The organism is Tessaracoccus yangjingae (genome assembly GCF_055326235.1).
In genome coordinates, this window is record NZ_JBUZNN010000018.1 from 1 (window position 1) to 20416 (window position 20416).

General features: G+C 67.5%; 9 protein-coding genes. 5 read left to right on the forward strand and 4 right to left on the reverse strand.

Annotated elements, in window-relative coordinates; translation table 11 throughout:
- The coding region (locus ACZK5D_RS16050; protein ID WP_463666027.1) for a helix-turn-helix domain-containing protein at positions 1 to 234 on the forward strand (234 nt) is incomplete at its 5' end.
- Between the two features lie 617 nt (positions 235 to 851).
- Here the strand turns inward: ACZK5D_RS16050 and ACZK5D_RS16055 are convergent.
- The 3 genes from ACZK5D_RS16055 to ACZK5D_RS16065 form a co-directional block, all read right to left on the reverse strand.
- A complete protein-coding gene (locus tag ACZK5D_RS16055; protein WP_463666028.1) occupies positions 852 to 3407 on the reverse strand; it encodes a GmrSD restriction endonuclease domain-containing protein in 2556 nt (851 codons plus the stop codon).
- A 67-nt stretch (positions 3408 to 3474) separates the two neighbouring features.
- Entirely contained in the window at positions 3475 to 3834 is a 360-nt protein-coding gene (locus ACZK5D_RS16060) for a hypothetical protein (protein ID WP_463666029.1), read from the reverse strand.
- 282 nt (positions 3835 to 4116) lie between these two features.
- Positions 4117 to 6408: a HelD family protein gene (locus ACZK5D_RS16065; RefSeq protein WP_463666030.1), complete on the reverse strand. Its 2292-nt coding sequence runs from the start codon at positions 6406 to 6408 to the stop codon at positions 4117 to 4119.
- A 307-nt stretch (positions 6409 to 6715) separates the two neighbouring features.
- Between ACZK5D_RS16065 and drmD the strand changes: the two genes are divergently transcribed.
- Together drmD and ACZK5D_RS16075 are read left to right on the forward strand one after the other, a co-directional pair.
- Positions 6716 to 9916, forward strand: a complete 3201-nt coding sequence (drmD, locus tag ACZK5D_RS16070; protein WP_463666031.1) for a DISARM system SNF2-like helicase DrmD — start codon at positions 6716 to 6718, stop codon at positions 9914 to 9916.
- Complete coding sequence (locus ACZK5D_RS16075; RefSeq protein WP_463666032.1) at positions 9913 to 13974, forward strand: Eco57I restriction-modification methylase domain-containing protein; 4062 nt, start codon at positions 9913 to 9915, stop codon at positions 13972 to 13974. Before drmD ends, ACZK5D_RS16075 begins: the two co-directional genes overlap by 4 nt.
- 156 nt (positions 13975 to 14130) lie before the next feature.
- Here the strand turns inward: ACZK5D_RS16075 and ACZK5D_RS16080 are convergent, their stop codons facing one another.
- A complete protein-coding gene (locus tag ACZK5D_RS16080) occupies positions 14131 to 15279 on the reverse strand; it encodes a type IIL restriction-modification enzyme MmeI (RefSeq protein WP_463666033.1) in 1149 nt (382 codons plus the stop codon).
- Positions 15280 to 15365: 86 nt separating this feature from the next.
- Here ACZK5D_RS16080 and ACZK5D_RS16085 point away from each other — a divergent pair, with 86 nt between their 5' ends.
- On the forward strand, positions 15366 to 16691 hold the full coding sequence (locus ACZK5D_RS16085) for a recombinase family protein (RefSeq protein WP_463666034.1): 1326 nt from the start codon (positions 15366 to 15368) through the stop codon (positions 16689 to 16691).
- Between the two features lie 73 nt (positions 16692 to 16764).
- Complete coding sequence (drmA, locus tag ACZK5D_RS16090) at positions 16765 to 20415, forward strand: DISARM system helicase DrmA (RefSeq protein ID WP_463666035.1); 3651 nt, start codon at positions 16765 to 16767, stop codon at positions 20413 to 20415.
- Position 20416: the final 1 nt, after the last annotated feature.

Below are 20416 nucleotides of genomic sequence, written 5' to 3' on the forward strand. Positions count from 1 at the left end.
CTGCGCTGCCTCAAACGCGCCATCGCCCGCGAGGCCTGGCACCTCCTCGTCCACCCCGCACCCGCACCACGCATCGACGACCTCCGTCCCCTCCGACACCTGCGAGGGCTCACCCTCACCCAGGCCGCCGAACACCTCGGAACCGTCCCCGCACGCATCAGCGAACTCGAACGCGGCACCCGCCTCAACATCCCACTCGCGAACGCCTACCGCGAATACCTCAACGCCGCTTGACATCCATAGGAGCATCATCTTCCGCACCTGAAGAACCGACGCGGCGCCAATCTTCGCGTCAGCGATAGGCGCCTCGGTGGATATCGACCCACCCCACGACCCACTAAGGAGCCACCAACTCCGGCAGTCAGGGTGCTGGCGGGATCCATTCTCCTGTCCCCGCCCCAGCTAGGTTCCGATCAACTCGGGCGTCTCACACGAGTCTGTCGGATAGGGCCGGAGAGCCCGGGATGCCCGGCCTACGTCTGGACGACCTCACACACAGGGCACACCGCATCCTGCTCAGCGCTGGGATGAGTGAGCTGGCAGTCGAGCAGTACATGGGCCACCGCCTCCCCGCCGTTCAGGGGGCCTACGCCGTGCTCGACCCACGTGAGGGCTGGCCTGTGATGCTGCGGGGCAGTGAGTTGGCAGGCTGGGTGCCGGACGCAGCGTCACCCCCAAGCAGCGGCATCGCGTGGCTGCTCAACGCGATGACGGCTGACCAGCTGGCCATGGCCGCTGGCGCGATGAGCCCCGACCAGCTTGCCGTCGTCATGCCGGCGCTGAGCCCCGAGGCACTTGCTCGCGACGAACTCGCACCTCGCAGGCGACGGCAAAACAGGATGTGCATCGGGTCAGGGGAGGGGTTCCTGCAGGTTCGTGGCCGCGGCTTCCATCGCAGTGGAGACGAACCAGGACAGAATCTCCTTGAGCCCCTCGACGGCTCGGGGGTCCTGGAGGACGTCGAGCCTGAACCGTGGCCTGAGCCCCAGACGCGCGGCGGGGATCTCGATGCCGGGGATCTGGTTGAGCATGGTCCGCATCTGTTCGCGCACGCTCGTGTCGTCGAACGGTGGTCGGATCTTCATCCACTGGAAGGGGACCTCGATGGTGCCGCCGCCATCGGGGTACACGCCGAGCGGCCAGGGGTCCTTGGGGACGGTGCGGAGCATGGGGTAGAGCACCAGTTGGGGATCGATGCCGTACTCGACTGTTCCTCCAAGCGACGCCCAGTGGGATACCAGCTGTGAGAGTCCATCGACGACGGACTGGTCCCGCAGCAGGCGCACTGACCGCCAGAAGCTCTCCGTGACCTCTGGGTGCGCTTCTGACGAAGTTGGCGCTGGCACATCGCTATCGACGTCGATACCGAGTAGCGCTGCCAGGTCAGCCGGGCGCAAGCGTTGGGCGGCATCGGCGACTCCCTGGCTGTCGATCCGGACCCCCTCGGCTTCCAAGACCGCGTGCGGGGACTCGGTCCGGTCGTCGGTCCAGTGGAAGCCGGGCGAGATCTTGCCCGAGGATGTCAAGACTCGCCAGGCGTTCGGCAGCGGCGATCCGCCGAGGAACTGACCCAGCGCGACAGGATGATGCCCGGTGACAGTACCGATGTCGCCATAGGTGGTCCACGTGCCCTCGGGGATGGCCACCAGCAGTTGGCGCACTGTCCGCCAAGGGTCCTGGACCTCGGCGCGTGTCCCGACCGGGCCCGGCCAGATCCCGATGGCGCGATCAGCGAGCGCAGCGGCGCGAGCCTTGATCTGGGCCGGTCCCCACGTCTGTGCCTCGGCGATGTGCCGCGTCATGTCGAAGTGGCTGTTTCGGTAGAGGAGACGCTTCTTCGGGTAAGGCGCGTTCGACAGCTCCGGGTTGTACGAGGTGAGCGTCAGGTTGCCGAGTCGATGCACCCACTGAGAGTGAACATCCGCGGGAGCCAGAGCTGGGTCGTCTGGATCGAGTAGGCCCGCCTCCCATTCGGGTGTCAGAGTTTGTGGCAAGACGTGCTCGATCTGGGGTTGGGACGCTGCCCAGTCGATCTGCTCCTTGTGGTTGAACGACTCTTCGAGTCGACGCAGAACGAACATCCGTTGGCTGGCTTTGCCGGCCCAGTAGAAGTTGCGGGTCAGGATGTCGGAGCGCAACTGGTCGTCGCTGGGCCAGCCTCGCCGAGGACCCGACAGGTAGGAGCGAAGCGATCCCACCATGTCGTCTGCGGTGAGCATCGCGCGGGCCGCCTCGGCCAGGATCCTGTTGACTCCAGCTCCCGTGCGACCAGAAAGCATCCGGCGCACGAGATACGACTCGCACAGCGTGGCGGCGGTCACGACTTGGTCCTCGCTGGCAGACCCTGCGTGAAGCCGCTCGACGGCAGCGAGCATGACGACCTGGGTCGCCTCGGTGCCCCAGCTGCGCAGCCGCAACAGTCCATCCCGCAGACGGCCGATAGGCGCATGGTCTGGGTCCAGGACCGGCGCAAGAGCATCCGCACGTCGAGCCAGCCGCAGGATGTCAGCCTCCACCGCCTCCTGGTCCGTCTCGAACTGGCGGATCCGCTCCGCCTGGAGACGGTAGGTGTCACCGCGGCTGGCCCGCTCAAAGCCCTCCAGCAGCAGGTCGACGTAGGCCAAGGTCTCCAAGTTGCCGACCCCGAGCTTCTTCTCCATGGGCCGCCACACGTGGGTGTACACGCCGTCGGCCCGGGTGGGCAACAGCATGAAGTAGTGGTTGCGCAGCAAGTCACCCTGGGTGAGCTGCATCCCGGTGTTGTTGAGGGACTGGAAGATCCGGTGAACGTTGTCGTCGGCGTCTGTAGTGATCGCCACCAGATCAAGCCGCCCCACCAGAGACTGCTCGACCCTATGCATGTCGACGTCGTCGTCGGGATCATCAGCGGCCACCAGCAGCTCCCGAAACACGCGGTAGGCGTCGCCGATGTTGCCGGTGGCGTCCCCTGCGTCACCGGTCACCACTGCCTCGAAGGCGGCGCGGTCGTCCTGCGTGGGTAGGACCTTCAGGCGGTCATAGCCATCCTGATACTCGTTGATCAGGAACTGTCGCTGAATCCGATCCGCTGTCTTGGGATCCTCGGGCCGGACATGGTCACGCAGCGCGCTCAGCGCCAAGCTGAGGCTGGTCAGGCGCTGCTGACCATCAACGACCAACCATCGAGACGGCCCGCCGACCACCGCCCTCGTCGGGGCGAGCACCAATGACCCCAGGAAGTGACCCGGAGCCGGCACTTCGGCCTCCAACGCGTCGGCCTGCAGCATCAGATCACTCCACAGCTGCTGCAGTTGTTGCCGCTGCCACGCGTAGGTGCGCTGGTACAGCGGGACCACATACTGCTTCTCCCCCTCAAGAAGCTGCTTGAGTGTCTGTTCCTTCGCGTGCATGTCGTTCGACCAACCCATTCAGACCAGGGTGACCCCATGTCAGCCCTCCGGCATCGTAACGCCCACCCGGCTCGCGCCCAGACATCTACATGCCCGTGACTACCGCAATCGGGCTGCAACGCAGTTGGCCCTCAACACTGTCCTCGTGTCTGAAAGGACGCCGTTGAAGCTCCCGCTGTGAACCGTCGGGCAGTTCGATCCACGAGCCTGCCGCACCGGGCAACACCTCGTCAGCCGGGATCGGAGTCACCGTTTGGAGAGTCGGCTGGGCAAGGGCACCGCTGTCGAGCAAAGCTGGCGGCAGGTCGGCGCGGAGTTCGACGAACTCTCGGAACAAGGCCCGCGCCTCACGGCGATCGCTGGCGAATCCGGTCATGGTGACCGCGTACTTGCCCGGGTACTTGAACGTGACGCGGAAGGCGCGGGGGGATCTTAGATCGTTCATGAGTTCATCTTCCGCCGGGGAAGATCGCGTGTCAGGATCAACAGCCCCCAATTTCTTACGCTGAATGGTAGACGGCGCCAGCGACGTTGCCACAGGACCGCGCAGACCCTAGATCACCCCCTGGCCAAGTCTCCCGGACGTTTCGCCGACACTGAAGGACGTCCGCGCGGACGAACGCAACGACTCCTCCTGCTCCAAGGGAGGAACGGCCCCCGCGAAGCGGCAGACGCAACGAGGTTGCTGCTGACGGAGCCTCGCCTAGCCAAGGTTGGTCGAGGTTAGTCAGTCGTCGACCAAGCACTCGACTCCGAGTCTGTCAGCCAGGGCCTGTATGAACGACGCGTGAAGGGGCTTGGCAAGAGTCGTCTCGATGTCGGCCGCAATCTCGTCGGCAGCCTCCGCGACGATTCGTTCTGCACGACTGCTCCGCTTCGGCTGAGAGGGCTCGGCACGAGGGGCGACGGTTTGGGTCGCAGCCTCGTGGACCACTCGGGACGTCTCGCTGGCAGTTCGCGGCGCCTCCGAGAGGGAATGCTCCGACCGTGCGGACTCATCCGCGCCCGGCAGTACCAACAAGCCGATCTCCGAGACGTTCTCGCTGAAGACGACGGAGGTGAAGCGTGTCGTGCGGGTCAGGGCGATGTAGAGAAGGCGAAGTCCATGAGCCGACTCCCTGATGATCCCGGACGGCTCCACCACAACGGTCGCGTCGAACTCGAGCCCCTTGGACTGTGCCGCACTCATCAAGTTGATCGACGTACCCAAGTGCCCGTCAGCAGGCGACTTGTAGTTGACCCCAGCATCGGAGAAGGCGAGCCGGAGAGACTCCAACAGCGCATCCGGGGCGATGACCCCGACAAGCAGGCCGTTGCCCGCGTACTCCTTAGCTTCACGGATGGCATGCTCGGTCACCTCAAATGGATGACAAGGCGTGACAACCGGTTCTCGCGGGCTGTCGCGAACAACGATCGGGGGTTCGACCTCGGGGGCGGCGTGCTGCACCAGTGGCCGGGCGAGTTCGAACACCTGCCGTGGGACGCGGTACCCATACTTGAGGGTCTCGAGCCGCGGTTCATTGCTTCGCGTCTTCAGTGCGGCAAAGACGTCGGCCCAGGAATCGCGAGCCCATGGCCCAGTTGACTGAGCCAGGTCGCCGACGATCGTGTACGAGCCCGTGGGGCATCGCCTGGCGATCGACCGCAGCTGCATCGCGGACAGGTCCTGGGCCTCGTCCACGACTACGTGTGAAGCACCCGAACGGCGGCCATTCATCAGCCAATCAGCCTCATCAACAAGAGCCACATCGGCGTCGGACCACTCTTCCGCACCCAGATTGGACGCGGCCTGCCGGTACAGCCGATTCATATCGCCCGCCGTGAAGTCGTCACCTGCTGCCTCTGTCAGCCTCTGGCGGGATCCCAGCAGCTCTTGGACCAGCCTGGGCGGCGTGAGGGCCGGCCAGATCCGCTCCGTTATCCGCTCGAGCACCGCGGGATCCGCCGCGCGCCTTCCTGGCTGGCGCAGGACTAGGTCGCCGAGGATCTGCCTCAACTCGGCACGGCGCGTCGCGTATGGTCCGCTTGTCGTTCTCCATCGATCGATCGTCCGGCGAACGTCGTCGGCCGAGATGTGGACAGTCCCGGTTCGGGTCTCCACCGAGATCCTGGGTTCCTGCGGCGGTCGGACGCGGTTCCAGAGAGCCCTGTGCAGCAGGTCGGCCATCCGCACGCTTCCTTTGAGTTGGGTCGTCTCGAACGCCTCCACGCGCCCCGACGAGCGCACGGGCCCCAGCCGGGTCAGATCGGCATGCTCCACCTCGCCCTCACCGAGCGCAGGCAACACGTTGCGGATGTACTCCGTAAATGCCTTGTTCGGACTCACGACGAGAACGCCATCGGCGGGCAGGATGTCGCTGAAGTTGTACAGGAGCCAGGCCACGCGATGCAGCGCAACGGCGGTCTTGCCAGTTCCGGGGCCTCCCTGCACAACGAGGAGATCCTCAAGCGGGCGCTCAATAATGTGGTACTGCGACTGATGGATAGTCTGCACGATGTCGCGCATCTCGTTGCTGCGATCGCGCTCCAAATCCTGCAGGAGCGCATCCGTGACCTCGACATGGTGCAGATCGCCATCTCCTAGCCGCTCAAGGCGTTCAGCCAGATCCTTGAAGACCAGATCCTCGACCGAAATGATCCGGTTCTTCGAGGTGGTGAAGTTGCGCTTCCGAGTCAGACCCTGGGGATCGGCGGCTGTCGCCTTGTAGAACGGCTGCGCGTCGGGACTGGCCCAACTGACGACGAGCGGGTCCATCTCGGAGTCGAGGATGGTGCGCCGCCCCACGTACACGACTTCCCCAGGTGCATCAATACGCCCAACAGCGACCGCCTCATCTGAGTCGCCCAGCGCCTCTGCCATCTTCCTGCCCTGGTTGGCCACCTGGCGCGAACCGGCCTGCGGCCCGGCCGCCACATCCCCCAGGCGCCCGAACTTGGCACGGGAAGCCTCACGAGCCTCCCACGCCAGATCGAAGTGGGCCTGATCCTCGTGCTGCTTGTCTATCGTCGGCGTTGACATGGGGCTACGCTAGCGAACCCCTCCGACAGGCCCCGCCCAGGTTCAACCCGGAGGGTGCATGGGCATGTTCACGGGGGTGGCGGTGGGCCGGGCCCTCTCCAAGGGCTGCTCGAAATTCTGTAACTCCCTACACAGGCACGAGGAGCCGGAAACTGCGTGCGAGTCTCCGTGGGCTACCGAGAGAGGTGCGCGTGCCACGGGCTTCTTCCGCATCCGCCCAAGACAGCGGCGTTGCGGACGGCCGAGCAGTCCTGACTCGCGACCCCCCTATGGTTGGCTAGAGGCACCCAGCCCAAAGGAGTGAGCCTTGTCGACGCCCCCCATCCCGCATCCGGGAGCTGTAGTCGATGTGCGTGGAGCGACGTGGGCGGTGACGGATGTAGCCCGACAGGGTCTCTCTCGATCTCCGGCGGACGAGGCCAGCGCCACCCTGCAGCATGTCGTGAGCCTGCAGGCGCTCGGGGAGGACAACCTGGGTGCGGAGCTGCGCGTCATCTGGGAGCTCGAGGTAGGTCATGCCCTGTCCCCCGATCAGGACCTGCCAGCGCGTATCAACGCGAACGGGTTCGACGATCCCGACCGGCTTGGCGCGATCGTGGACGCCGTGCGGTGGGGCGCTGTCACGTCGGCCGACGACAAGTCCTACCAGGCCCCGTTCCGGTCCGGCGCGAACGTCGAGGCCTACCAGCTGGAGCCGCTCCGCCGCGCTCTCGCAGCCCCTCGCACCAACCTGCTGTTGGCCGACGACGTCGGCCTGGGCAAGACGATCGAGGCCGGACTAGTGATCCAGGAGCTGCTGCTGCGGCACCGTGCCCGCAGCGTTGTGGTGCTCTGCCCTCCAAGCCTGGCGGTCAAGTGGGCCGACGAGATGCGCGACAAGTTCGGCCTGGACTTCGTGATCGTGAACTCCGAGCGCATGTCCGACCTGCGGCGCAGCCACGGCCTGAACGCGAACCCGTTCCGGCTGTTCCCGCGCGTGATCGTGTCGATGGCCTGGCTGCGGTCGCCGCGCGCCCAGCGTCTGCTGCGTGACATCTACGCCGACGTCGACGATGAGCGGACGGCCCGGCGGTACGCGTTCGATGTGCTAGTGGTGGATGAGGCCCACCATGTGGCCCCGGCCAGCCCTTCGCGGACCGGCCAGGCGCGCGGGTATGCCGTCGACAGCCTACGCACCATCCACACCCGCGAGCTCGCGGAGCGGTGCGAGCACCGGTTGTTCCTCAGCGCCACCCCGCACAACGGCCACAGCGAGTCATTCACCGCCCTGCTCGAGATGATCGACAACCGGCGCTTCAGCCGCGGCGCCGACCTCGACGAGACCGCCCTGCGCGAGGTCACCGTCCGCCGACTGAAGTCTGAAATCACCTCAAAGAACTTCCAGACCCGCACGATCAAGCCGATCCCGTTCACCCCCAGCGACGACGAGCAGGACCGCTTCGCTGAGCTCGACGACCTCCTGAGGAAGAGCAAGAAGCTCAACGGCCGCGATCACGGCGGCGACCTGTCCGGCATGCTCCTCAAGAAGAGGTTCCTGTCCAGCCCGGTCTCCTTCGGCCGCACGCTGGCAGCGTTCGCGGCACTGCCGGACGCCGGCGTCCGACAAGCCTTGCCCGCTGGCTTGTTCGACGATGACGACGAGGTGCTGCGCGACGTGCTGGGCAGCGAGGCCAGCGACGAGGAGGAGGGCGCCGGCGACCACCCCGAGTTCACCGCCCTGCAGGCCCGCCGCGGCACCAACCCGCTGGCGGCGGCCGCCACCGGGCAACTCGACCGGCTCGCCGACTGGGGACTGGGCTACGAAGCCCGACCCGACGCGCGCCTGGCCGCCCTGATCCACTTCCTCGACGGCATCTGCCGCCCCGACGGTCGCACGTGGAGCAACGAGCGGGTCGTCGTCTTCACCGAGTACGCCGACACCCTCACCTGGATCGTCGACGTGCTCGCCTCCCGCGGCTACGGCGACCGGCTGGCAGTCATCCAGGGCGCCACAGACACCGATGAACGCGAGCTGATCCGGCAACGGTTCACCGCCGATCCGGCCGACGAACCGGTCCGTGTCCTGGTCGCCACCGACTCGGCCGGCGAGGGCATCGACCTGCAGCACTACTGCCACCGCTTGGTGAACTTCGACATCCCGTTCAACCCCGGCCGCCTCGAGCAGCGCATCGGCCGCATCGACCGCTATGGGCAGACGCACAAGCCTGAAGTCTTCCACTTCGTCCCCGACAGAACCTCAACCACCTACACCGCCGACATGGACTTCCTGGCCCGCATCGCCAGCAAGGTGGGGCGGGCGGCGTCCGACCTGGGCTCGATGAACCAGGTGATCGACCACGACATCCAACAGCGGTTCTCACCCAACCCGCGCCGCACCACAGTCGTCGACGACCGAGCCGCCACGATCATCAACAAGACCCTCGCCGGCGGCCTGGAACTCAACAAGCAACTCGACGAGCTCTCCCGCTCCTACGCCGACAAGCTGACCGAGCTGCACCTCACCCCGCAGGCCACCCGACGGGTGGTCGAGCAGGCGCTCGACATGGCCCACCAGCCCGAGCTGATCCCCACCGACGATCCCGAGTTCCCAGTGGCTAAGGGTCCCGATGACGCCGGCCCAGCGTTCTTCCAGGTGCCCGCGCTGAGCCAGCGGTGGCAGTCGGCGCTCACCGGGCTGGCCACCCGGCTGAATCCCGCACGCCTGCGCCCCATCACCTTCGACCCAAGCGCCCTGGTCAGCGCAGATGGCGGCACCCGCAGCGACATCGTCGCCATCCACCTGGGTCACCCGCTCCTGCAGCGGTCGGCCCGCCTGTTGCGCAACGCGCTCACCAAGGGCGGCTCCGAGGTGAACCGGGTCACTGCCGTTGTGGTCGACGACCTGGACGCCTCGTGTGTGGCCGCGGTCTCCCGGCTGGTGCTGGTCGGCGCGGGCGGCCTGCGTCTGCACGAGGAGGTGTTCGTCACCGGCATCCGCATGAAGGCCCAGGATCTAGCCGAGGAGAAGGTGCTCGCCCTCCTCGACCGGGCCCTCGACGCCGGCACGCACACCCCGGCGTCGGAGGCGGTCCGGGAACAGCTCGCCGACCTGTGGAACGCGGACGGCTCCCGCCTGCACGAGCGACTCACCACAGCGATCGGACGCCGCGCCGACGCCCGCCAGAAACGCGTCGACGAGAAGCTGGCCGGACGCCGCACCGCCGACCTCGACCGGGCCAGCGCCATCTTCGCGGCGTTCCGCCGCAACCTGACCGACTCGATCCGTCGGCTGCGCCGCGAGGAGGACGACCAACTCACCATGCTTCCCCTCGCCGACGACCAGCGCCTGCAGCGCGCCAAAGACCTGCGCGCCATGGAAACCCGCCTCGACTCGCTCGCCGCAGAAGAACGCCGCGAACGCGAAGCCATTGAGGCCCGCTACACGGACGTCCAGCCGTACACGTCGACGGCCGCGCTCGTGTTCGCCCTCACCCCCGCCGACGCCGCGGCCTGGGAGGTCGCAAGATGAGCCCCCGTGTCGCCGGACGCCGCCCCGTCCACGGACGCCCCCGCCCCCTCACGGCCGCCGAGCAGCACCGCAACTGGCTCGCGCTCGTGGACGCCGACGGCCCCTTCCTGTCGCTACCCGAGCTGCGCCGCGTGTTCCCCCAGGGGATCCAGGGACTTGCCCCCACCGTTGTCGCCGACCTCAAGGTGGCCAAGGCCGCCTTCGAGGCCGCCCACGACGCCCACGACTCCGGCACCCTCGACCTCGACGGCTACCGCGAAGCCCGCGACACCTGGGTCGACCACGTCCTGCGCCGCACCTTCGGCTGGGGCGCCCACCTCGTGGCCGACGAGGCCGTCCGCACCACCGTCGCCTCGCCGACCGGCGCCGTCCGGGTGACGAGCACGGCCGCCTTCCGCCGTGCGGACGCCGTGGCCGCCCTCACCTGGGTGGTCGACCCGGTCGACAGCCTGCGCATCATCGGGGCTGACGGGTGGGCGTCCGACAACATCGACCGGTTCGAGTTGATGCTGCGGGCCGCGGGCGTCCCGGTCGGGATCGTCACCGACGGCCGCTGGTGGGGTCTGGTCAGCGCCCAACCCAAGGTGAGCGCCGCCTCGGGCATCGTGGACGCTTTCGACTGGGTCAACGACCCTGCCGCCCGCGACGCACTCGCCGCGCTGCTCTCACCCGGACGCCTCGCGGGCGGCCAACCGGGCGACCGCCTGGCCGCCATGTTCGCCAAGTCGGTGACCGCAGCCGAGGACATCACCGAAGCCCTGGGCGCCCAGGTGCGCCGGGCCGTCGAGCTGCTCGTGCAGTCGTTCTCGGAGTCCGCAGCCGAGGCCGTCCGCCGCGGCGAGCCCGACCCGCTCCCCGACGACGCCGACACCATCTACGACGCCGCCGTGACGGTGATGATGCGGGTGGTGTTCCTGCTGTTCGCCGAGGAGCGCGGCATGCTGCCCACAGGCGAACTGTTCACCGGCGGCTACGGCCTGACCGGACAGCTCGAGGACCTCCGGCGCCGCGCCGAGGCCGAAACCCCTGAGGGCCTGGACGCCACCTCCGCGGTCTGGCACCGGCTGCTCGCCACCTCACGCGCCCTGTTCGGCGGTGCCTCCTTCGAGGACCTGCGTCTGCCCGCCTATGGCGGCTCGCTGTTCGACCCCACCAGGTTCTCGTTCCTGTCAACGCTCACCCAAACCGGCGCACTCACCGTGGCCGTCGACGACCGCGTCATGCTGTACGTCCTGGACTCGGTCCAGATGGCGGACGTGAAGGGCGAGGGGCGCCGCCCCATCTCGTTCCGCGACATCGACGTCGAGCAGATCGGCTACATCTACGAAGGCCTGCTGGGCTACACCTGCCGCCGAGCCACCCAGACCATCCTGGGCCTGATCGGCAAACCCACCAAACCCGGGTCGGAGGTCGAGGTGCCGCTCGGCGTCCTCAACAACCTCGCCGACGAACACGGCGACGACCGCCACCTTGCCGACGCGATCGTCGCCTGGGCCAAGAACGACCAGCCGAGCGCCGAACTGCCCACCGCCGCCCAACTCACCAAGGCCCTCGCCGCCGGCGACACCCTTGAGGACGCCGACCGCGCCCTCCGCACCGTGACCGCCGACGCCGAAATGACCGCCGAATTGCGCGGCTGGCTTGGCATCATCCGCCGCGACCTGCGCGACAGGCCCACCGTGGTGCTGCCCGGCGGCCTCATCGTGATCGAGACCCCCTCGCGCCGCAACGCCGGCGCCCACTACACGCCCCGCTCGCTGGCCGAAGAAGTCGTGCTGCACGCCCTCGAACCACTCGTCTACGAACCCGGCCCCTACCAGACCGCCGACCGCACCCAGTGGCGGCTCAAGCCCGCCGAAGACATCCTCGACCTGCGCGTCGCCGACATCGCCTGCGGCTCGGGAGCCTTCCTCGTCGCCGCCGCCCGCTACCTCGGCGCCCGCCTCGTCGAAGCTTGGCGCGAGCGCGGCTCGGTCCTCGGGACTCCTGAACACCAACTAACCAAGGCCATCCGCGACGTCGTGGCCCACTGCCTGTACGGCGCCGACATCAACCCCATGGCCATCGAGATGTGCAAACTGTCGCTCTGGCTGGTCTCCCTCGACCCGAAACAGCCCTTCAGCTTCGTCGACGACAAGGTGCTGGTCGGCAACTCCCTGCTGGGCATCACGAACCTCGACCAGGTGCGCCGCCTGCACATCGACCCCAGCCGAGTCACCCTCGCCCCAGCGCTGTTCGACGTCACGTCGGCCGCGGTCGGTACGAGCGTCGACGTGGACGCCGCCGTCGCCAGGGCGGTCCGACTGCGGACCGCCCTGGCCAGCGAAGTCGACAACGACGACCCACAACGCTCCGCCGCCGCCAAACGCGACCAACTGAACCGGCTGCACGAGGTCACCGCCCAACTCCGCGACCTCGCCGACGGCGTGATCGCCGCCGGGCTACGACTCGGAGGCAAGCCCGGCAAGACGCTCGACGAGGCCTACGCGAATCTGCGCACAGCCGCCACCGACGCCTACCCCTCCGAGGGCGCGAGTAACCGGCACAGGCTGGACGCCATCCTCGACGCCGGGCTGACCCCCACCGTACAGACCGACTACGAACGCTGGCAGCCCCTGCACTGGGCCATCGAGTTACCCGACGTCTTCGTTCGCGGCGGCTTCGACGCCATCATCGGCAACCCACCATTCCTCGGTGGTCAGAAGATTACTGGCGCCATGGGCACCGATGTCCGCGACTGGTTCGTCAACGTGCTTGCTGGGGGTGCCCGGGGAAGCGCAGACCTGGCCGCCTACTTCCTGCTCCGTGCCACGTCGCTGTTGCAGGCGAAGGGCACGCTCGGGCTCATCGCTACGAATACGGTCGCGCAGGGGGACTCCCGCGAGGTTGGGCTCGACGCCATGGAGGCAGATGGGTTTACCATCACGCGGGCGATCCAGAGCCGCTCCTGGCCAGCCGCTAGCGCCAACCTCGAGTACGCAGCGGTCTGGGGCACACTGGGCGGAGTGCGCGACGGAGTGCCTCGCTACGCCGATGACGTTGAGGTTCGGCGAGTGAGCACCCTCCTTGAAGCACAGGGCCGAGCTGAGGGCAACCCCGTGCGCCTCGCCGAGAACGCGGGTATCGCCTTCCAGGGCTGCATCGTCCTGGGGATGGGCTTCGTGCTCGAGCCAGAGGAAGCGCAGGAGTGGATTGCCGCCGATGCCCGCAACGCTGAGGTGCTGTTCCCGTACCTCAACGGCGAGGATCTCAACCAGCGACCCGATGCATCTGCCTCCCGATGGGTTGTCGACTTCAATGACTGGTCCGAGGAGCGAGCGCGCGCGTATTCGCTCCCGTACCGCCGGCTCGTCGATCGAGTGAAACCGGAGCGACAGCGCTTGAAACCAGATGGTGAGTACGCGCTTCGCAAGCCTTTGCCCGAGCGGTGGTGGCAGTACGGAGAGAAGCGACCCGCGCTCCGCAAGGCGATCGCGGACTTGTCTGAGGTCTTGGTCATCGGCCTTGTCAGCAAGACCGTCATGCCCATCCGAGTTCCCAGCGACCAGGTCTTCAGCCACAAGCTCGGCGTCTTTGCCACTGACTCCTTTGCCATCCAGGCGGTGCTCTCCTCGGCTACCCACTGGTTGTGGGCCGTGAAGTACGGCTCCACGCTCGAAACGCGCGTCAACTACTCCCCGTCGGACGTCTTCGAGACCTTTCCTTTCCCGCCGACCACCGATGCCTTGCGAACCGCTGGCGAAGCGCTCGACTCCGAGCGCCGAGGAATCATGGTTCGGCGGAACCTGGGCGTCACGAAGCTCTACAACATGGTGCATGACCCCCGTATCCCCGACTCAATGGATGCCGATATCGCCCGCCTGCGCTCGATCCACGGCAAGCTGGAAGTGGCCGTCCGCGACGCCTACTCCTGGGGTGACCTCGACCTCGAGTTCGGGTTCCACAGTTACCGGAAGATGGAGCGCTGGACTGTGAGGCCCCAAGCGCAGACAGAGCTTCTCGACCGGCTTCTCGAGGAGAACCATCGGCGAGCCCATGCAGCCACGGACACCACATGAGATCGCTCGCCCAGCACATCATCTCCGCTTGGGAAGGGCATGCTGTTCAAAGCTAGCCGTGCCCGAAGGGGTCCGCGAAGCGCGGTTCAGCCGAGTACGGCGCCCTCCGCAACGAGGAACTCAGTGCCACCGGCCGACCCTTCACCCCGGCGCATGCTATGCGCGGCGGAGGTTCTCCTCCAGGAGGCGATCGAGGATCTCAACTCGAGCCGCTGGTTCTACGGTCCATCGCAGCGTTTGGCGGTAAGTATGGAAGCCATGAGACGAGACGATGTCGCTCCAGCCATAGGCGCCGAGCGTAGCCTCGTCGATCTCGACATGGATCTCGCGCAGGCGCTCGACAGCCCTGCTCCCACGATCATCTGGGTCGTTGACGCGGTTGTAGAGACTCGTGAGGCCAAGCCCCATCCGCTTCATGATTTCGGTTCGTTCAGCATGCAGAGTCCGGCCAGCTGAAGCGAGTCGGTTTGTCATATCCGGCCGTGGAAGCGATCCGAACACGAGATCGGGCGTATATGTGGCATCCGTTCGCATGGTCGTTCCGTACTTGATGGCCCAGAGCTGGTGGATGCTCGACGACAAGATGGCCTGTGTGGAGAACGAGTCCGTGGCGAACACCACGAGTTTCTCGTGAAAGACCTGACCAGTTCGGACGCGAAGGGGCATGACGGTCTTGCTGACACGCGCGATGACCAACACCTCAGGCAACGATGCGATCGCGTTGCGCATCCCCGTCGCCCGCTCCGCGAACTGCCACCAGTAGTCGCGTCGGGGCTTTCGCGCGTTGGTCGAACGCTCACGCTTAACCCGATCGAGAACCCGCTGGAACGGCAGTGCGAATGTGGCAGCCTCAGCTTCGGAGCGGTCGTCGAAGTCGATCACCCACCGCGATGCTGACGTGTCAGGTCGGGAGTTGAGGTCTTCCCCGTTGAGGTAGGGAAAGATCACTTCATCATTGCGTGGATCGGCGGCGATCCACTCGTGCGCTTCAGCCTCATCAAGGACAAAGCCCATACCTAGCACGATGCAGCCCTGGAAAGCGATCCCCGTGTTCTCCCTCAACCGGATCGGGGAGCCTTCGGCACGGCCCCGGGGTTCGAGCAACGTGCTGATGCGTCGCACAGGGATGTCATCCGCGACTCGCAGGACGTCCTCGCTGACTGCTCCGCGCGTACCCCACACGGCGGCGTACTCCAGGTTGGCACTCGACGCCGGCCATGACCGACTCTGGATCGCGCGGGTGATGGTGAAGCCGTCGGCGACCATCGCGTCCAGCCCGACCTCGCGGGTGTCGCCTTGGGCCACGGTGTTCGTGGCGATCAGCCCGAGCGTGCCCTTCGTCTGCAGGAGCGAGGTCCCGGAGCGCTACAACGGAGCGTGGGCTTGCCCACATGAACAACTTCAAGCAAGCCCGCAGTTGCGTCTTGTACGCCCGACTCAGCGTCACCAAGGAAGAGTCAGTATCCATCGCGCGCCAGCTCCAGTCCTGCCGTCAGTATGCGGAGGCCAGAGGGTGGTCGGTCGTCGGCGAGTTCGTGGACGACGGTGTGTCGGCGACGGCCAACCGTCCGGAGGAGCGCCGAGGCTGGAGTTCGCTCCTGGCGGCAGGCGACTTCGATGCCGTGGTGATCTGGAAGGTGGACCGGCTGGCCAGGCGCGTTCTGGACTTCCTCCATGCGGATGAGACCCTCCAAGCACGCGGCGCTGGGCTCGTCGCCGTCGAGGATCCGATCGACATGATGAGCCCGCAGGGCCGTGCCTTTGCGGTCATGCTGGCAGTGTTCGGCGAGATGGAGGCGGAGGCCATCAGGGCACGCGTACGCGCGGCGCGCGAGCAGATTCTCAAGGACGGTCGCTGGCCTGGGGGCGGCATTCCCTACGGTTACCGATCCATTGCCAACCCCAGCGGCCCAGGAAAGGTGCTGGTCAAGGACCCTGTGCAATCGCCGTGGCTCAGTGAGGCCGTCGAGATCGCCTTGGAAGGTGGCACCGTCAACGCGATCGCAACCTGGCTGACCAACAACGGGGCGCCTCTGCCGTGTCGGCAGACCGCTCCGGACGCGGCGAGGAACCCCGGGTGGAACCGGCAGACCGTTGACGGACTGCTGCGGAACCCGGTCCTGGCGGGGATGACGCCACACAATCCGGGCCGGGCCAAGAGCGCCAAGCGTGTGGACCCGTTCGCGGTCGTACGCGATGAGAAGGGGGAGCCCGTCGTCAATGAATCGCTGGCCATCATCTCGACCGAGGACTTCGCTGCACTCCAGCACATGCTCGATTCGCGCACGAGCCCGCAGGCCCGGAAGCGTAGTGAACGCCAATCGACGAGCCCGTTCTTGGCGCGGGTCGCGTGCTGTGACGACTGCGACGTCTACATGTGCCGTGGCACGAATCAAGGACGACCGGTCTTGTACTGTCCGCGATGCCGACAGACGATGAGCCGGAGCACTCTCGACTCCTACCTCGTCCAGCGACTGCTCACCGAACGTGGCGACGAACCGCTCGGCCATGCGAACGTGCTTGGCGCGTGGGCAGGAGCCGGTGATGATGAATCGGCGAAGCGAGCGATTCTCGTGACGCAACTGCGGAGCCTGCGGATTCGCCGCGGCGTTGTGGGACGCTGCTTCGACGAGGGCAGGATATTGCTGTTGTGGCGAGAGGAGTCTGCCCGGGATGACGCCCCTCAGGAGCACGGAACGCAGGGGCTCCCCCAGTAGGGTGAGAGACGCAGACTCACCCCCGTAAGCACCCAAGGCTGGGTGACGGGACCATCGTTCAGGAGGCCTTTCTGTGACCACCACACCGACGAGCTCGCCGCCACCCGGCCCGTACGAGTTGGCCGAGCTGCCGGACGGCACGGCGTGGGCCGCCCGGGAGAACCTGACGAACCTGCTGAAGCGTGAGTTGTTGGGTCCGTTGTACGGCGACGGAGAGGTGCTGCCGACGAGCCCGCACGTCGCGTACTTGGTGGGGAGGCTTGATCCCCAGCAACTCCAGTCGGAACCGGAGCGGGCCGCGGACGCCCCCGAGGAGGACGTCGAGGACGGTAACGCCCCCGACCCGGATGCGGACGAGGATGCGCCGGTGCGGCGCGGGGCGATCACTCCGGCGTCCATGGGGTTGCGTTGCCAGGTGGCACCCGACACCGAGCGGGTCACGATCCGCGCCAGTTGGGGCCGTTACCAGCCCCGCAAGGCCGAGCGCGCGACCGACGAGGCTGGCCCGAAGGGCAGCCCGACCGAGTTCGTCCGGACCCAGGTGGATCGCTCGGTCGTCGTGACGTTGGCCGACCTCGCCCCGGGCCAGAGCGCCGCTTTCCCGCTGGATGCCGATCCCCAGGGCGTCGTCGTGCGTGTCGATCGTTTCGACACGCCGACCGCGATCATCCTCGAGGTGGCGTTGTGCAACGAGTCCGACCCGGGCGGGGGCCGGGTGGGCGTCGGTAAGTCGCTGTTCCAGACCCAGTTGCACGTGGAGGCCGATAGCCCGGTGTTCCTGCCGGTCACCGACGTGGTCGCCGAGGAGGTGCCGCTCCACGACGACGACGAGGTGAACCGGTTGCGGTTGCAGTACCGAGATCGGCTCGAGTTCGCCACCGGCCGCACCTGTTCGGTGGACTGGACGGCCGAAGCGGGCTCCCGCCGCGCCACCCAGGTGCGCACCACGTGGTTGCCGACCTCCGAGACGCCCCAGACCCGAGCCCACGCCGAGCCGGGGGTGGTAACCGACATGGCGACGCTGGCCACGGCGTCCGTCGAGGAGCTGCGCGCCGGGCTCGCGCCGATCGCCACCGGCTACGGCGCCTGGCTGGACGCCCAACAGGCCGCCGCCGACGCCCTGCCCGCCCACCTGCGCGACGAGGCCAACGACGCCGTCACCGAGGCCCGCAAAGCCGCGAAGCGGCTCACCCAGGGGATCGACTTCCTCCTCGGCGACGAGGAGGCGCTGCGGTGCTTCCGGTTCATGAACCGGGTCATGGCCGATCAGCGCGACCACTCCGAGATCGTCCGGCTGCGCGGCGAGGATGCCGACCTGGCCGCCGACGCCGCGGCCGCCCAGGTCGCGTCCAAGGGAGCGGCCGCGCACAGTTGGCGCCTGTTCCAGCTCGCGTTCGTGCTGATGCAGCTACCGTCGTTGTGCGACCTGACCCACCCGTACCGCTCCGACCCAGGCCTGGCTCGCGCCGAGTTGCTGTTCTTCCCAACCGGCGGCGGCAAGACCGAGGCGTACCTCGGCTTGGCGGCGTTCACGTTCGCGATCCGCCGCCGGCAGGGGGTGGTCGCGTCGGCGTCCGGGCCGTTGGACGGCGGCGACGGGCTGGCCGTGCTGATGCGTTACACGTTGCGGCTGCTGACGGCCCAGCAGTTCCAGCGGGCCACCACGATGGTGTGTGCCGCCGAACTCGAACGGCGCCGCGACCCGGCGACGTGGGGCCAGGTACCGTTCCGGATCGGGCTGTGGGTCGGCTCGAACGTCTCGCCCAAGCGAGTCAAGGAGGCCGGCGAGCAACTGACGGCCGCCAACGACTCGGGTTATGACCACGGGTTGACGGTGCTGCAGTTCCGGCGGTGCCCGTGGTGCGGCACCCCGATCACGCGCGGCAACATCCGCATCGACACGACCGCGGGCCGGGTGTACGTGCGCTGTGGCGACGACTTCGACTGCCCCTTCGGCTCTGCCGGCGAGGTGCCCGAGGGGCTACCGGTGCTGACCGTCGATGAGGAGATCTACCGGCTCACCCCGGCGTTCGTCATCGCCACCGTCGACAAGTTCGCCCGGCTCGCCCGCGAAGGGCAGGCGGCCGCGCTGTTCGGGCACGTCACCCAATATTGCGACCGGCACGGCTACGTCCACCCTGACGACACGGGCTGCACCATCAAGGCTGGCTCGAAGCACAACGCGGCGGGCGGCCTGCCCGCGGCGTCCAAACGCACCTGCGGGCGCCTCCGCCCGCCCGACCTCATCATCCAGGACGAGTTACACCTGATCACCGGCGCCCTGGGCACCACGGTCGGCCTGTTCGAGGCGGCCATCGACACGCTGTGCTCGTGGGACACCGACAGCGGTGCGCGGGTCACCCCGCTCGTCGTCGCTTCGTCGGCCACGGTGCGTCGCGCCGCCGACCAGGTACGGGCCCTGTACGGCCGCGGGCTGGCGATCTTCCCGCCACAGGTGCTGGATGCCGGCGACACCTGGTTCAGCTCCGAGGTACCGATCAGCCGCGACACCCCCGGACGCCGCTATCTCGGTGTGTGTGCCACCGGCGTCCGGCTCACCGCCGCCGAGATCCGGTTGGCCGAGCTGCTGCTGGCCGGCGGCCAGGAGTTGCTCGACCGGCACGGGGACGCCGCCGATGCCTACCTGACCATGGTCGGCTACTTCAACGCCACCCGCGAGTTGGCCGGCATGACCCGCTTCTTGTCCGACGACGTCGAGACCGCGCTCGGGCGAGGTCGTCCATGGTCGAAACTGCCGCGCCGTCGCGGCATGGATTACGGCCACCTCAATCGCGCCGAACTGACCGCCCGCGTGTCATCGAGCCGCATCACCGACACCCTCGACGGCATGGCCGTGCCGTTCGAAGCGGCAACCGACTCAACCGGGGCCAAGGCCGCCGCGCTGGCCGCCCACCAGCAGGGCACGCCGACGCCCGAACGGGGCCGGCTGCCGTTCGACACCGTCCTGGCTACCTCGATGCTGCAGGTGGGCGTCGACGTGCTGCGGCTGGGGCTGATGTTGATCGTCGGGCAGCCGAAGAACACCGCCGAGTACATCCAGGCGTCTTCACGCGTCGGCCGCTCGGCGGACCGCCCTGGCCTGGTGGTGACCCTCGGCAACTGGGCCCGCCCGCGCGACCTGGCGCACTTCGAGCAGTTCCGGCACTACCACGAGACCTTCTACTCGGCGGTGGAGGCCCTGTCGGTGACGCCATACTCGCGCACGTCGCTAGATCGGGGCCTCGAAGGTGTCCTCGTCAGCGCTACCCGGGTGCTCGCGGCAGACGCTGGCGACACCGGCCTCTCCCCCGAGAAGGGCGCGGGCCGGGTGGACGCCGAGGCCGCCTTCCTCAACGCGCTGGTCGACCGGCTCGTGGCCCGGGCACTCGCCGCATCCGACGAGGATGCGGCCGACCTCGTGCGCGACCGGCTGGTCAATCGGGTCGACACGTGGAAGAAGCGCCGCACCGCGCTGGCGGCCGAGCAGAAGCGGCTCGTCTACGAACGCACTATCAAGGGCGCCGGGGAGGCGCCGCTGATGATCGGCGCCGAGGCGTCCACCACGAGCGACCAACTCGCAGGCGCCCCCTTCGTCGTCGCCAACTCGATGCGCGAGGTGCAGCCCGAAATCAACCTGCTCGTCTCACCCGACCCGAAGAAGCTGTTCCTCGCCCCACCCGCCAGTGCGCCCGGCTGGGCCTTCCCTGACCCCCAGGAGGACTGAC

What these genes read in the sequence shown, in the direction of transcription:
- ACZK5D_RS16055 (WP_463666028.1), bottom strand. Translation starts at nt 3,407, where the DNA reads ATGGGTTGGTCGAACGACATGCACGCGAAGGAACAGACACTCAAGCAG.
- ACZK5D_RS16060 (WP_463666029.1), bottom strand. Translation starts at nt 3,834, where the DNA reads ATGAACGATCTAAGATCCCCCCGCGCCTTCCGCGTCACGTTCAAGTAC.
- ACZK5D_RS16065 (WP_463666030.1), bottom strand. Translation starts at nt 6,408, where the DNA reads ATGTCAACGCCGACGATAGACAAGCAGCACGAGGATCAGGCCCACTTC.
- ACZK5D_RS16075 (WP_463666032.1), top strand. Translation starts at nt 9,913, where the DNA reads ATGAGCCCCCGTGTCGCCGGACGCCGCCCCGTCCACGGACGCCCCCGC.
- ACZK5D_RS16085 (WP_463666034.1), top strand. Translation starts at nt 15,366, where the DNA reads ATGAACAACTTCAAGCAAGCCCGCAGTTGCGTCTTGTACGCCCGACTC.